Source organism: Acinetobacter sp. LT1 (assembly GCF_059800965.1).
The window spans coordinates 28,218-42,973 of record NZ_JBBAXE010000016.1 but is presented as its reverse complement, the minus strand read 5'-3'; the positions used below and the strand labels follow the sequence as shown (position 1 = coordinate 42,973).

At 38.2% G+C, this 14,756-nt stretch carries 11 protein-coding genes and 1 pseudogene; 7 read left to right on the top strand and 5 right to left on the bottom strand.

Annotated features, from left to right (window positions below; all coding sequences use genetic code 11):
- Nucleotides 1-175 precede the first annotated feature (175 nt).
- Both WBW42_RS14860 and groL read left to right on the top strand, forming a co-directional pair.
- Nucleotides 176-466 (top strand): co-chaperone GroES, encoded by a 291-nt coding sequence (locus tag WBW42_RS14860; RefSeq protein ID WP_002120604.1) that lies wholly within the window; start codon nucleotides 176-178, stop codon nucleotides 464-466.
- A 58-nt stretch (nucleotides 467-524) separates the two neighbouring features.
- Entirely contained in the window at nucleotides 525-2,159 is a 1,635-nt protein-coding gene (gene groL / locus WBW42_RS14855) for a chaperonin GroEL (protein WP_002120607.1), read from the top strand.
- A gap of 173 nt (nucleotides 2,160-2,332) precedes the next feature.
- On the opposite strand, the gene WBW42_RS14850 is transcribed toward groL, so the two are convergent.
- A complete protein-coding gene (locus WBW42_RS14850; RefSeq protein ID WP_032057438.1) occupies nucleotides 2,333-2,707 on the bottom strand; it encodes a diacylglycerol kinase in 375 nt (124 codons plus the stop codon).
- Nucleotides 2,708-2,813: 106 nt separating this feature from the next.
- On the opposite strand from WBW42_RS14850, the gene WBW42_RS14845 reads away from it, so the two are divergent.
- Nucleotides 2,814-3,776, top strand: coding sequence for an MBL fold metallo-hydrolase (locus WBW42_RS14845; protein WP_032057440.1), 963 nt, complete (start codon nucleotides 2,814-2,816; stop codon nucleotides 3,774-3,776).
- 45 nt (nucleotides 3,777-3,821) lie between these two features.
- Here the strand turns inward: WBW42_RS14845 and WBW42_RS14840 are convergent, their stop codons facing one another.
- A complete protein-coding gene (locus WBW42_RS14840) occupies nucleotides 3,822-4,964 on the bottom strand; it encodes a glycerophosphodiester phosphodiesterase (RefSeq protein ID WP_017480516.1) in 1,143 nt (380 codons plus the stop codon).
- Between the two features lie 263 nt (nucleotides 4,965-5,227).
- Here WBW42_RS14840 and WBW42_RS14835 point away from each other — a divergent pair, with 263 nt between their 5' ends.
- Both WBW42_RS14835 and WBW42_RS14830 read left to right on the top strand, forming a co-directional pair.
- Nucleotides 5,228-8,323 carry a multidrug efflux RND transporter permease subunit gene (locus WBW42_RS14835; protein ID WP_032057443.1) on the top strand — a complete coding sequence of 1,032 codons (3,096 nt, stop codon included), beginning with the start codon at nucleotides 5,228-5,230 and terminating at the stop codon, nucleotides 8,321-8,323.
- Nucleotides 8,324-8,396: 73 nt separating this feature from the next.
- A complete protein-coding gene (locus tag WBW42_RS14830) occupies nucleotides 8,397-8,972 on the top strand; it encodes a DUF4112 domain-containing protein (RefSeq protein ID WP_017480518.1) in 576 nt (191 codons plus the stop codon).
- Nucleotides 8,973-9,020: 48 nt separating this feature from the next.
- On the opposite strand, the gene htpX is transcribed toward WBW42_RS14830, so the two are convergent.
- Entirely contained in the window at nucleotides 9,021-9,926 is a 906-nt protein-coding gene (htpX, locus tag WBW42_RS14825) for a protease HtpX (RefSeq protein WP_002118851.1), read from the bottom strand.
- Nucleotides 9,927-10,184: 258 nt separating this feature from the next.
- Nucleotides 10,185-10,976, bottom strand: a pseudogene (locus WBW42_RS14820) (lytic transglycosylase domain-containing protein); the annotation flags it as partial.
- Between the two features lie 573 nt (nucleotides 10,977-11,549).
- Between WBW42_RS14820 and ttcA the strand changes: the two are divergent.
- Nucleotides 11,550-12,455, top strand: coding sequence for a tRNA 2-thiocytidine(32) synthetase TtcA (gene ttcA, locus WBW42_RS14815; RefSeq protein WP_002118895.1), 906 nt, complete (start codon nucleotides 11,550-11,552; stop codon nucleotides 12,453-12,455).
- Between the two features lie 204 nt (nucleotides 12,456-12,659).
- Entirely contained in the window at nucleotides 12,660-13,043 is a 384-nt protein-coding gene (locus WBW42_RS14810) for an SCP2 sterol-binding domain-containing protein (protein ID WP_002118641.1), read from the top strand.
- A 90-nt stretch (nucleotides 13,044-13,133) separates the two neighbouring features.
- Here WBW42_RS14810 and WBW42_RS14805 read toward each other — a convergent pair whose 3' ends face one another.
- Nucleotides 13,134-14,246 carry an MltF family protein gene (locus WBW42_RS14805; RefSeq protein WP_032057444.1) on the bottom strand — a complete coding sequence of 371 codons (1,113 nt, stop codon included), beginning with the start codon at nucleotides 14,244-14,246 and terminating at the stop codon, nucleotides 13,134-13,136.
- Nucleotides 14,247-14,756 lie beyond the last annotated feature (510 nt).

The following is a 14,756-nucleotide window of genomic DNA, read 5'->3' as shown; positions in this document are numbered from 1 at the left end:
AATAAAAACTCTTCACAACTTGTTAAAAAATGACCAAAAAAGATAAGTTTTTTTTCATTTTCCCCTTGAAGCCTTTTTTTTCATCCCCACAAAAGTGACATCTAAATATTTTGTTATTGCTCTGGATTAAAGCAATAACGATTAATCAAAAAGACTTAGTCTGATGGAGTTAATTATGAGCAACATTCGTCCATTACATGATCGCGTTGTAATTCGTCGCGTAGAAGAAGAAACCAAAACTGCTGGTGGTATTTTACTTCCAGGTTCTGCTGCTGAAAAACCATCTCAAGGTGAAGTAATTGCAGTAGGTAATGGTCAAATCACTGAGAATGGCGTACGTGCTTTGGATGTTAAAGTTGGTGACAAAGTATTGTTTGGTACTTATGCAGGTACAACAGTGAAAGTAAGTGGTGAAGAACTCTTAATCATGAAAGAGTCAGACATTTTAGCTGTGTTGGAAGGCTAATCAATCCATAACTCAATTCATTATCAGATTCAGTATTTAAAAAGATTCGGAGTTTAATATGTCAGCTAAAGACGTAAAATTTGGTGATTCAGCGCGTTCAAAAATGATTGCAGGTGTAAACGTACTTGCAGATGCGGTTAAAGTGACTTTAGGCCCTAAAGGACGTAACGTTGTTATCGATCGTTCTTTCGGTGCTCCGCACATTACTAAAGACGGTGTAACTGTTGCTAAAGAAATTTCATTAAAAGACAAGTTTGAAAACATGGGTGCTCAACTTGTTCGTGAAGTTTCTAGCAAAACTAACGACATCGCTGGTGACGGTACGACAACTGCAACTGTACTTGCTCAAGCAATTTTAAATGAAGGGATCAAATCTGTAACTGCAGGTATGAACCCAATGGATTTAAAACGTGGTATTGATATCGCAGTAAAAACTGTAGTTGAAAATATCCGTTCAAATGCAAAACCAGCTGACGATTTCAAAGCGATCGAGCAAGTAGGTTCTATCTCTGCTAACTCTGATACTACTGTTGGTAAACTTATCGCTCAAGCGATGGAAAAAGTAGGTAAAGAAGGCGTAATTACTGTAGAAGAAGGTTCTGGCTTCGAAGACGCTTTAGACGTTGTAGAAGGTATGCAGTTTGACCGTGGTTATATCTCTCCGTACTTCGCAAACAAACAAGATACTTTAACTGCTGAACTTGAAAATCCGTTCATTCTTCTTGTTGACAAGAAAATCAGCAACATCCGTGAATTGATTTCTGTTTTAGAAGCAGTTGCAAAAACTGGTAAACCACTTCTTATCATCGCTGAAGATGTTGAAGGTGAAGCGCTTGCTACACTTGTTGTAAACAACATGCGCGGTATTATTAAAGTGTGTGCTGTTAAAGCTCCTGGTTTCGGTGACCGCCGTAAAGCAATGCTTCAAGATATCGCAATCTTGACTGGTGCAACTGTTATTTCTGAAGAAGTTGGTATGTCTTTAGAGCAAGCAACTCTTCAAGATTTGGGTACTGCGCACAAGATCACTGTGTCTAAAGAAAACACTGTTATTGTTGATGGTGCTGGTGATGCTGCTGGTATTGCTGAGCGTGTTCAACAAATCCGTGCTCAAATTGAAGAATCTACTTCAGAATATGACCGTGAAAAATTACAAGAACGCGTTGCTAAATTAGCAGGCGGTGTTGCTGTAATTAAAATCGGTGCAGCGACTGAAGTTGAAATGAAAGAGAAGAAAGACCGTGTAGATGACGCGCTTCATGCAACTCGTGCAGCAGTTGAAGAAGGTGTTGTTGCTGGTGGTGGTGTTGCTCTAGTACGTGCGGTTAATGCATTAGATGGCTTAAAAGGCGCTAATGAAGACCAAACAGCAGGTATCAACATTTTACGTCGTGCGATCGAAGCTCCACTTCGTCAAATCGTTGCAAACGCTGGTGATGAGCCATCTGTAGTGATCAATGCAGTTAAAGGTGGTGAAGGTAACTTTGGTTACAACGCTGCAACTGGTGAATATGGCGATATGTTAGAAATGGGTATCCTTGACCCAGCTAAAGTAACTCGCTCTGCACTTGAGCATGCAGCTTCTGTTGCTGGCTTAATGTTAACTACAGAATGTATGATTACTGACATTCCTGAAGATAAACCAGCTGTTCCAGATATGGGCGGTATGGGTGGTATGGGCGGCATGATGTAATAACGCATCAACGCTTTAACCAAAAAAATCCCTGCTTATGCAGGGATTTTTTTATTTTTCACGTAATTTTAAGAAATAATTAAGTTCCATTATTTATATTAAAAACAGGAACAGCAGCTAGAAGTTCCTCTTTTGTTACAACCATGCTTATTTACTTGTAGGCATGGTTTTTTTTAACCTAATAAAATAATTAACCATGTAATAGCAATGATAGAGAGTGCAACAAATTGGGCAGCACTTCCCATATCTTTTGCATTTTTAGAAAGCTGATGTTTTTCAAGTGAGACTCGGTCAACCACAGCCTCAATAGCAGAGTTGAATAGCTCAACGATCATTGCAAAAAGACATACAATAATCAGTAATACATGTTCACTACGGCTCACATCAAGAAAAAAACTAGCCGGAATCAAAATAATATTAATCAAAACAATTTGACGAAAAGCTGCCTCATTTTTATAGGCTGCTTTAAATCCTGAAATAGAGTAGCCCGTTGCATTTAATATGCGCTTAAGACCGCTTTTACCCTTATAGGGAGAATAGCTATTCATATACTTATATTTCTGACACTTTTCATGCATTATATAATTTGGGTCTTAAAAAATTATTAAATCTTTTTTAAAGATTTCGACTTTATAACTCAATAGAGAAGAAAAGATGAAAAAATTATGTGTAGCGTTGGGCCTTGCAATTGGAAGTATCCATGCAAGTTATGCTGAGCCAACAGCAACCCCGCAAGTACCAGGATATTATCACCATCAATTTGGAAACTATCGTGTAACCTCATTGCTTGATGGTACGATTTATTTAAATCCTGATTTATTCAAAAACTTAAATCAGGCCCAGAAAACTAAAATCTTAACGAAATATGCTGCTGTTAATGAAAAAGGGATTCAAACCTCGGTAAATGCATTTTTAGTTGATGATGGAAAAAGCTTAACGCTTGTAGACAGTGGTGCAGCAAGTTGTTTTGGCCCGCAACTGGGCTCGATTGCAAAAAATATTGAATTGGCAGGTTATAAGCTTGCTGATGTAAAAAATGTTTTACTTACTCATCTACACCCAGACCATGTGTGTGGTATTGCTCAAAATGGAAAAGCTGTATTTCCAAATGCAACTGTATATGCACATGAGCGTGAAGCTGATTACTGGTTAAATCCAGCTTCTGAAAAAACAGTGCCAGCAGACAAAAAAGAAAATTATTTGGGCACTGTTAAAAACGTAAAAACTGCTCTTGCTCCATACCAAGTAAAAAAAGCATTCAAGACATTTAAAGATGGCGACGTCATTCAAGGTTTTGAGGTAATCGATACTCGTGGTCATACACCAGGTCATCATAGCTTCCGCTTAAAAAGTAATGATCAGCAAATCATTTTTGTTGGAGACATTGTCCACTCACATTCATTGCAATTTGATGCTCCAAAAACTGGGGTAGATTTTGATGTGAATTCTGAGCAGGCAATTAATACCCGTCTAAAAATGTTTGCTGAAATTTCAAATAACCAACAATGGGTTGCCGCACCACATTTACCATTTCCGGGCATTGGCCATGTTTATAAAGTAAATGCTGAGCAATATCAGTGGATCCCACTTTATTTTGATAATGTTGTAGAGAAATAAAAAAACAGGGCATTTATTGCCCTGTTTTTTTATTAAAAACTTTATTTATTTTGCAGCTTTTTCAAAATTAATAACGGCTTCACGGCCAAGTGCTGGGTCATCTGTAAAGACTCCATCAACACCAGCTTTAAAATAGGCTTCAAACTCTTTTAAAGCACCAGATGGACAGCGCTCCGCTGGTTTATCTTGACTGCACTTTAAATGCGTTGGTAAATAATTATTTTCTGGGCGGAAAGTATAAGGATGTACTTTCAAGCCAGCTGTATGTGCATCAGTAATAAACGAAGTCGTTTGAACCGAGCCATTGTCATTAAAGTTAAGAATATAGCCTTTACTTGGACCTACACCATTTGCATATTTAGCCACGTCTTTTAAACCTTGTGCTGTGGCTAAATATGCATAAGTTTTAGTTTCGCCAGATTCAACGAAGTCGGCTGGTTGAGAGGTTTTAGCGTCATATAATTGAATGATTTGTGCATGTTTAATCGTTTTATGAAGGTCGAGCTGATCTTTTAAATATTTTAGATTACTCACTTCAAAAGACTGTAAATAGACAGGTGCAATATCACGTGTATATTCGTATTTGGCTAAGGTTTTAAGAAGAGTATCTTCCATTGCCAGTTTCTGTTTTTTAAAATAAGTCGGATGTTTGGTTTCAATATATAAACCAATAATTTTCCCCGTTTTCTTATAATTTGCTTCAGCCAGTTCAATCACTTGCTCTAGAGTCGGGACGGGATAGAGGTCATTGTAGGCTGTGTTTGCTGGTCGGAACTCTGGAATGCGTTCACGCGCTTTAAGCTGCTGTAATTCACTTAAAGTGAAGTCTTCTGTAAACCAGCCTGTTAAGTCTTTACCATCAATATTTTTTGTTGTTTTACGATCTGCAAACTGGCTTAAAGTGCTTACATTGGTTGTTCCACCAATCTCATTTTCATGGCGAGTAACCAATACGCTATCTTTTGTAGAGACTAGATCAGGTTCAATGAAATCTGCGCCATCATCAATCGCTTTTTGATATGAAGCTAATGTGTGTTCAGGACGCAAAGCGCTCGCGCCGCGATGTCCTACCACTAAAATTTTAGGAAGTTGATATTCTGGTGTGGTTGGTGAGTTTTCAGTTTTATCGTCATCATTACAACCAACCAAGCTAATTAAACTTAAGCATAAAAGTGCTCTTTTAAACATAATTTTACTCATATTGTTTTAGTCGAAACGTATTTAGTCTGATGCTTGAACTTGACGTGATCATGAAGAATTCATGAATTTTCAGTGACACTTGTTAAAACCTTGTTTATGGGTTTGTAGGAAATGCCAGTTCTTGCTTTGTTTTTGTTCTAATTGCATTTATTGTGTTAATTCTACTTGTCTTTTTTATATCGCTCGTTGATGATCAAGAGGGCAAATTTGGTATTGCCATCTGTTAATTGACGACCTAATTCTGAGCAGCCATGCTATCTAAATTTTTTATTCAGCGTCCCATTTTTGCCAGTGTACTCGCAATTATTGTTATGGCATTTGGTATTTTCTCGGTGCTGAATTTACCCGTAGAGCGCTATCCTGATATTGCCCCTCCTAAAATTACAGTCTCGGCAAGTTATAGTGGTGCGGATGCACAAACGGTTGAGCAAAGTGTTACTCAGATTTTAGAACAACAAATACAAGGTATTGATAATTTACTTTATTTCAGCTCTACCAGTGATTCATCAGGACGTAGCCGAATTACTATTAGTTTTGATAATGGCACAAATCCAGATACAGCACAGGTCCAAGTACAAAATAGTATTAGTGGCGTCATAAGACGTTTACCCGATGAAGTACAACGCCAAGGGGTGACCGTGAGTAAGTCACTCGGCGATACTTTTATGGTGGTAGGTTTATATGACTCTACAGGTAAATCGGGCAATATTGAGCTATCGGACTATCTAACGACGCATGTGGTAGATGACCTGAATCGTATTGAAGGGGTGGGTGAGTCTGATGTTTTCGGTTCGCAATATGCGATGCGAATCTGGCTAAATCCAGAGAAATTAAAACAATATAATTTAATGCCAAGTGATGTAGCGAATGCAATCACTGCTCAAAATACACAAGTTGCCGCAGGTGCAATCGGTGATTTACCTGTCATTGATGGACAATATTTAAATACGAAAGTCACCGCAGGATCTCGACTAAAAACAGTCGAAGATTTTAAAAATATTGTAGTGAAAGCAAATCAAACAGCGAGCTATGTCTACTTAAAAGATATTGCTAGAGTCGAGTTGGGTGCAGAAAATTATCAGTCTTTTAACACTATTAATGGCTATCCGGCCGCTGGTTTAGGTATTTCTTTATCTTCTGGTGCAAACGCGATTCAGACCTCTAAACTCATCCATCAAACTCTAGATCAGCTTACAACCAAGCTACCTGCTGGCTATAAAATTGTTTATCCACGAGATAATACGCCGTTTGTTCAAGAGTCTATTAAAGAAGTTGTAAAGACGCTTATTGAAGCCATTATTTTAGTTATTTTGGTGATGTTCCTGTTTTTACAAAGCTGGCGCGCGACACTCATTCCGAGTATTACCGTTCCTGTTGTTATTTTAGGAACCTTTGCTGTTTTATATGTGCTCGGTTTTAGTATTAACACCTTAACGCTGTTTGCATTGGTGCTCGCGATTGGTTTGCTAGTAGATGATGCGATTGTGGTCGTTGAGAATGTTGAACGGCTCATGCATGAACAGCATTTAACACCGAAAGAAGCAGCCATTGAGTCGATGGGAGAAATTAGTGGTGCCTTAGTCGGAATTACATTGGTTTTAACGGCCGTTTTTATTCCAATGTCATTTTTAGGTGGTTCAATTGGCGTAATTTACCGTCAGTTTTCCATTACTTTAGTTGCCGCTATGGCGTTATCACTCGTGGTAGCATTAGTCTTAACACCCGCTTTATGTGCCTTAATTTTAAAACCGAATCCAAAGCCTATGCGCTGGGCAGTTTGGTTTAACAAAAAAATTGATCAACTTAAAAATCAATATATAAAAATCGTCCAGACAAGCATTCGATACAGTAAATCGGTTATCGTGATTTTTGTGGCTTTGATTGCTGTTTTTGCACTGTTCTATAGTGGTTTAAAAAGTGGATTTATTCCTAAAGAAGACCAAGGCATTTTAAGTGTTCAAATTAAGCTTGTTGATAGTGCCCCGATCTCACAAAGTCAAAAAATTGGAGAACAAGTCCGTCAATATTTCTTAACTCAAGAAGATAAGAATGTGGATCTGGTTTTAATCCGCTATGGCCGAAATTATTCTGGTACAGGCCAAAACTTGGCACAGGGATTTATTGCCTTAAAACCTTGGGATGTGCGTACTGGAAAGGAAAATTCGGCTGACGCTATACAAAAGCGTGCGATGAAATATTTTAGTCAATTTAGTAATGCACAAATTAATGTGACATTACCTGCTTCAGTTAATGGTTTGGGCCAAACAGATGGTCTGGATTTATGGATTCAAGATTTAAATGGTCAAGGGCAAGATTTTCTAGATAACACCTTCCGTCAGTTGCAAACACAGAGTAAAAGCTATTCAAGTTTTGAAAACTTTGATAAGCAATCTACTAACAGTAAAGCAAACCTCAATATCAAAATTAACCAGAAACAAGCATTAGCAAATGGATTAGAGCTACCCGCGATTAACAACACTTTGTCGAGTGCGTGGGGTGGAACGTATGTAAATGACTTTATTGACCGTGGTCGTATCAAGCGTGTCATGATTCAAGGTGATGCCCAGTTCAGATCAAAACCGGAAGATTTATATAATTGGTCTGTACGTAATAACCAAAATGAAATGGTACCTTTTAGCTCATTTGCTAACTTCAGTTGGGGCGGCGCTCCTGAAATTGTAAAACGTTATATGGGTTATAGTGCCTTACAGCTTCAAGCAGATGTTGCAAGTGGTAGTAGTTCAGGTCAGGCAATGAAAGATGTTGAACAACTCGTAAATCAGCAAAAAGACGTTGGCTTGGCATGGACAGGTTTATCTTTTGAAGAACAGAAGTCGACAAATCAGGCCGTCTGGTTATATTTAATTTCGGCAGGCTTTATTTTCCTATGTTTAGCCGCACTCTATGAAAGCTTAAGCATTCCCGCTGCGGTGATGACTTCTATTCCGCTTGGGGTGGGAGGAAGTGTCATTTTCTCTTATATTTTTGGTCTACCAAATGATGTGTATTTCCAGATTGCACTGTTAACCACAATTGGATTGTCTTGTAAAAATGCAATTTTAATTGTTGAGTTTGCTGCCTTGGCGCAAGAAAAAGGTAAGAGTGCAATTGAAGCAGCTTTAGAAGGCGCGAGCTTACGTTTAAGACCGATTTTAATGACTTCTTTGGCTTTTGGTGCAGGTGTGATTCCTCTTGTTTTTGCGCAAGGGGCAGGGGCTGTAAGCCGTCAAGAAATCGGTATTAGTATTTTAGGTGGCGTAATGTTCGGTACAGTACTGGTTCTGTTCTTTATTCCAGTCATGTACGTGTTATTGCGTTCATTGTTTAGATCGAAGGCTACTAGTTAAAAGTAAACAATTTAAAAACAGGTATTAAATCAAGTATATTAAGATTAACTTTCTCTTTATATATTTGATTTAAATGCCTCAAGAAAAAAAATTAACAGAGCAACAGGTCATCGCACTAGAACGAGATCTGGCCAAGTTTGCAACCATGATGGACAGTGCAGTTCGCATTCCTTTTACAAAGCAAGGTATTGGTGCCGATGCTGCGCTGAGTACGATTCCAATTGCAGGTGATGTCGCTGGTTTCGCATTGACCTGTTATGCCATCTATAAAGCTAAACAAATTGGTGTGCCTCAACATAAGTTGACTCCAGTCATCAAACTTGCCGTTGTAGATGCTGTAGTCGGATTTGTTCCAGTGGCTGGGACTATTTTTGATATTTTTATAAGACCAAGTCGAAAAGCACTAGATGTAGTTCATACGCATATACGGGAAGAATATGCGATTCAGAGTGATATTCATGTCGTTCATCCGTACTTACATGAAAAACTCGAAAAGAAGCAGCAGCATTCAGCTTTCTGGCGAAATCCTATTGTCAGTTGGTTATGGTTGCATATTCCCGATTTAGTAGGTGCGCTTGTACTGCTTTTAATTGGATTAGCTGTTTGGTGGGGGGCAAGCTATCTTTGGAGTCTCTATCAAACCATGTAATAAAAAATAAAGCCTCCATTTGGAGGCTTTATTTTTACATTAAACGTTTTATGGGCAATCTAATTGATGTAAAGCTGCCACACGTTGTTCAATTGTTGGGTGGGTTTGGAACAAAGCAGCTAAGCTGAAACCTTGTTCTTTACCTTCCGCAATTGCGAAGGCTTTCATTTCTTTTGGCATTTGATCTGGCATTTCCGTCTCAGCTTGGAGACGTAATAATGCAGAAATCATTGCTTGTTTACCTGCTAAACGTGCACCTGCTTCATCAGCACGGTATTCACGATAACGAGAGAACCACATCACAATGGCAGAAGCAAGAATACCAAAGACGATATCCAATACCATGGTAATAATGAAGTAACCCATACCAGGGGCTTCATCGTCTTGACGACCAAAGACATTACGGTCGATAAAGTCACCAACTACACGAGCAAAGAACATAACAAAGGCGTTCACAACACCTTGGATGAGCGCTAGGGTAACCATGTCACCATTCGCAACGTGGCCAATCTCGTGCGCAAGCACAGCACGTAGCTCATCTTTGTTCATACGTTCAAGTAGACCAGATGAAACGGCAACTAAGGCATCATTTTTGTTCCAGCCTGTTGCAAAGGCATTGGATTGATATGATGGAAAAATACCAACCTCTGGCATGTTGATACCAGCACGTTGAGAAAGTTCAGCGACTGTTTGCAATAACCAGCTTTCAGCTTGGTTACGAGGAGCATTCGGGTCGATCAGTTCTGTACCAGTCGTTTTCTTAGCCATCCATTTTGACATGAATAACGAGATTAAAGATCCCACCATACCAAACACAAAACAGATCACTAAAAGGTTGCCTAGATTCAAGCCACCCGCGCCATGGTAACTACCGACACCGAAGAGTGACAAAATAATGCCAGCTACAACCAGTACCGCGAGGTTGGTAAGCAAAAACAAACCAATCCGCATCATTGAGAAAATCCTCTTATAAATAAAATGTTATCTGATTTACAAATTCGAAATCATGAAGCTAATATGCGGGGCTTGGGGGAAAAATTCAAGAAAAAAATAAGGAATTGATACATTCTTTCATTTAGCAGAATGTACCTAAATTTAAAGAATAATTGGCTAAATTCGTCAAAATGGTAAAGATCAGGTAATAGATCATTACAATTTAAAACATCTGAACTTACCTAAATAGAACTGCGAGCCGCCGTTCTTCTTTATTGTTTATTCAATTCGTATATGGGCAATTGCGGTGGCATTATTGGTGACATAAGTGCCTGTTGGTGCGTCGGTATAGGTACCGTCAGATAAAGTCACGATTTGACGAGAAGATGAATATTTAGGTGATTGAGTCGTGATTTGAGCTGTTGTGTTTTCTGCCAAATTAGAAGGATGTGAAACGGTTTGTACTGAAGTATTTGTAAAAGATGAAAAACCTGAACCCGATGCATATAGGTTTTGGTATCGACTTGTTACACGACGCACATAATCTTGTGTTTCACGGAAAGGGGGAATACCGCCATATTTATCGACATTACCTTCACCGGCATTGTAAGCCGCAAGTGCCATTTGCGTGTTTCCATTAAAACGCTTGAGTAACCAGCTTAAATATTTAGCGCCTGCAAAAATATTTTGTTGCGGGTCATAGGCGTTAGAGACATTAAAACGACGGGCAGTCGCAGGCATAAGCTGCATTAAGCCTTGAGCACCTACTGGCGAACGAGCTCTTACGTTAAATCCTGATTCGGTGTGCATAACGGCTTTAATTAGACCTTCTGAAACACCATGTTGTTGTGCAGCTTGTCTAATAATGTGGTCGAAAGCGTTCTTATTTTTATTGTAGCTTGGCAAAACAGAAGCTTCTGATGCTCCCCAGTTTGTATAACTGTGAATATTACTATCAGGGTAATAGGTCACTTTTACTTTTTTAAGAGAGTGGTCATAGCTTTTCCGGTTGGTGAGTAATGTACTACCGTTTTTATCTTGGTAAATATACATTTGACCCGCTGAACTCGAAGTTATGCCGACCGTAAAAGTTGTCATCCCCAGCAAACAAGAAACAAGAAATTGAACCGAATTTTTCATTTTATGTTATTCACAATTTTTAGGTACTCAAAACTTGCAAAAGAGTTTATCAAAAAATATTACTTAAAGAAGATTTGTGTAATTTTTTTTATTTCGACTCTTTCAAAAAATCAAGCTGATTTGTTCGAATGCTCATCAAAAAAAATTAAAAAATTTTTTTAAAATGATTCTATTGACATGGTTAACTTGTTGATTATTAAAAATAAAAAACATTGGTTAAAAAATGATCAATTTAAAGAAAACCCTTAACAGAAGGCCAAAACAGTTTGTCAAGTACGAAGAAATCCACAATTTTATCCACAGGTTTTGTGGAAAACTGTGGAAAAGTCCAAAAAGTAAGCATTTTGCACAAATTTTGAACGCTTCAGTCAAAATAGAGCATGTGTTTTGCATCATGCACGAGCAATGTGACGACTTCAAGAATTGAAACTATTCTTTTGATGCGATTCTCTTCTGAATCATATAAAATTGCGCGGTATTTTTATTTATGGGTATATCTCGTCTATGTACGCGCCAGTTGAGTCCAATCAGGGATTTAATTTTAAGCCTGAACTTCCAACAAGCTCGGCCTATTACCGTTTGCTCAAGAAGCTTCGCCGTCAAGTTGGGCATGCTATTCGTGACTTCAATATGATTGAAGATGGCGATAAGGTCATGGTGTGTGTGTCTGGTGGTAAAGACAGTTATACCTTGCTCGATATTTTATTGCAGTTTAAGCGTATTGCACCAATCAATTTTGAGGTGGTTGCGGTTAACCTCGACCAAAAACAACCAGGCTTTCCTGAAGATGTTTTGCCTCGTTATATGGAAGAGAACAACATTCCATATTACATTTTAGAAAAAGACACCTATACCATTACTAAACGTTTAACACCTGAAGGTAAAACCTACTGTGCAGTGTGTTCACGTTTACGCCGTGGTTCTTTATATGGCTTTGCACAAGAGATCGGTGCGACTAAAGTTGCTTTAGGTCACCACCGTGATGACATCATTGCAACGTTCTTCTTGAATTTGTTCCATGGCGGTAGCTTAAAGGCGATGCCTCCAAAGCTTTTATCGTCAGATAAAAAGAACATTTTGATTCGTCCTTTGGCATATGTTGAAGAAAAAGACATTATTAAATATGCCGAGATTCGTCAGTTCCCAATCATTCCATGTAATCTTTGTGGTTCGCAGGAAAACCTACAGCGTGCCATGCTTAATGAAATGCTACGTGAATGGGATAAACAATATCCGAAGCGCTTACACAGCATTTTTGGGGCATTACAAAACGTATCTCCGTCTCAGTTAGCAGACCGCGAATTGTTTGATTTCGAGGCTCTAGATTCTCAGCGCGAGTTGGATATTAAAGATCCCGAAGAGCTTAAGAACCGTTTAGATGTCGTGAACTTAAGCTTCGCTGCTGAATAAACGCTAGCATAAAGAATGTTAAAGGCACTTTATAAACAAGTGCCTTTAATGTATCAAAATACTAAAAAATGAATGTTCCGTACAAAAAGTCATAGCCCAAAATTTAAATTACATGCTATAACAAGCCACAAGCAGAATTGCTTCACATGATGTTGTCTGGATAGACAACCAGAGAAATTGAACAAATAAATTTGAGGAAGAATCATGCCTGCATTTTTAACTGAAGATTGGTTTGCGACTGTCGAAAAATTAACTGCTGAAGCAGGTGATCTTAATTTGCCGCCCGCTCTTGCGAACTTGGCAATTAATTTAGTAGTGACAGATGCTTCTGGAAATACCGAATTAGCTTTAGATGGGGGTAAAATCCAAAAAGGTTTGTCTTCAAATGCCAAAACAACTTTAAATATGGATGCTGAGACTTTACGTAAAGTATTCTTAGAGTTTGATATGGCTGCTGCTATGCAGGCATTCATGACTGGTAAAATTAAAGTTCAAGGCGACATGTCTCAATTAATGGCTTTACAAACAGCTAAGCCAAGCCAAGAACAAAAAGATTTGTTTAAGAAAGTATTAGAGCATACAGCTTAAATCTAAAAGAATTCATATAAAAAGCTTACCCAAAAAGGTAAGCTTTTTATTTGTACAAACAATGAATTTATCAACTTTTAAAAATAAAAATTAGATATTGATTCGTGTTTGCGCCGTTTTGATATGTTCAAGATAAGCACGGATACGAGTGACATATTGAACTGCTTGCTTATATCGACCATTTCGCGTTTTATTACTTTGCAAATAGTCATAGAGGTTGACCCATTTGTTCGGATCTTTCCCTTGAGATTGCAAGCGCTTCTGAATCTGACTTACCGCACCTGGTCCCATGTTATAGGCCACAAGCGCATACCAGTTCCGATCAGGGAACGGAATATTATCAAATTCGGTTAGCATCAGATCGTAATACTTCGCGCCGCCCTGAATACTCTGAGCAGGATCGCTACGATTGCTTACACCCATTGCTCTAGCAGTGCTATTAGTTAACATCATTAAGCCGCGAACACCTGTGGGAGAAACAGATTCAGGCTTTAAATATGATTCTTGATAACCAATTGCAGCAAGTAAATGCCAATCTAGATCATACTTCGCTGCGCTTTGCTTAAAGCTTGCTTTGTAAATCGGTAAACGTGTGCTTAAGTCACGTTGAATGGTTGACCATGCTTCTGGTTTAACCACATTGCGGTTATAAAAAGAAGCAAGCTGCTGAGTCACACCATTTTGCTTACTCTGGCATACAAAGCCGCTGGCGGTCTGTGTGAGTGGGTCATCAGCCTGTTTAAATACCCAACTTAACTCAGGATTTAAGCCATTTTTTTGCAAATTTGCTGTGTCACCACAACTTGCAGAAAACGACATTAAACCTTTGTTTTCGATTGTGCTTAAACCTGCTGTAGTCATCGCAAAGTTTGCCTTACCTTGCTGAACCCATCTAAGTGCAGTGGCATTGTCTGCCACGATTTTAAAGTCCAGCTTTACATTTAGGTTCTGTGCATAGTTACGTGCTAAGTCGTAACCAAAACCGTGTAAAAACTGATCTTCTTTGAAAACGGTTGTCGGGCTTTCTACCGCAACAACAGTTAAAGTGTTTGTGTTAACTACAGTATTGTACTGTAGGGTTTTTCCTGCATTAAGACTATGAAATGGGAGAAGTATAGTACTGAGTGCAAGAGCTTTTAACGGGAGAGAAGAAAATAAAGAGTTAAGGCAAAGCCTCGACCCAGAACTTGAATTACTGTGCATGTTGTCTCCGCTACAGATAATTTATGCCCTAAAAGTCAGACAAAAAGCTGCCATAACTTCTAAAAGTTGATAAATTCAATAAGGGGTGGGCAGTCATGACGTCATTCAAAATGACATGAAATGAAAAAAACAAACTGTGTAGAAAATCTACATAGTTTTCGAGTGGGTTAAAAAATGCTCAACATTTAAACTGCGCGCATCATAATATTGAAAAAAAGTAATGTCAAATTTTGTACAATTAAAACTTCGATATATCATCATAAACACATGAATTTCTTAAGGAAGAAAATTTATACACTTCTGATGTGAGAAAATAGGGTATAAAATGCTACATTTTGTAGCCATCGTGTTAGTACAACGTGAAATTTGATTTAGATACTAGGTAAATTGATATAAGTTAAATAATTGAAAATATAAAATAATTTAGTTTTGTTCTAATAAATTTAATTTGTTTATAATTAAATTGAAGTTAAAAGATACTTGTTAAAAAAGTATCTTTTAACTAAGGTA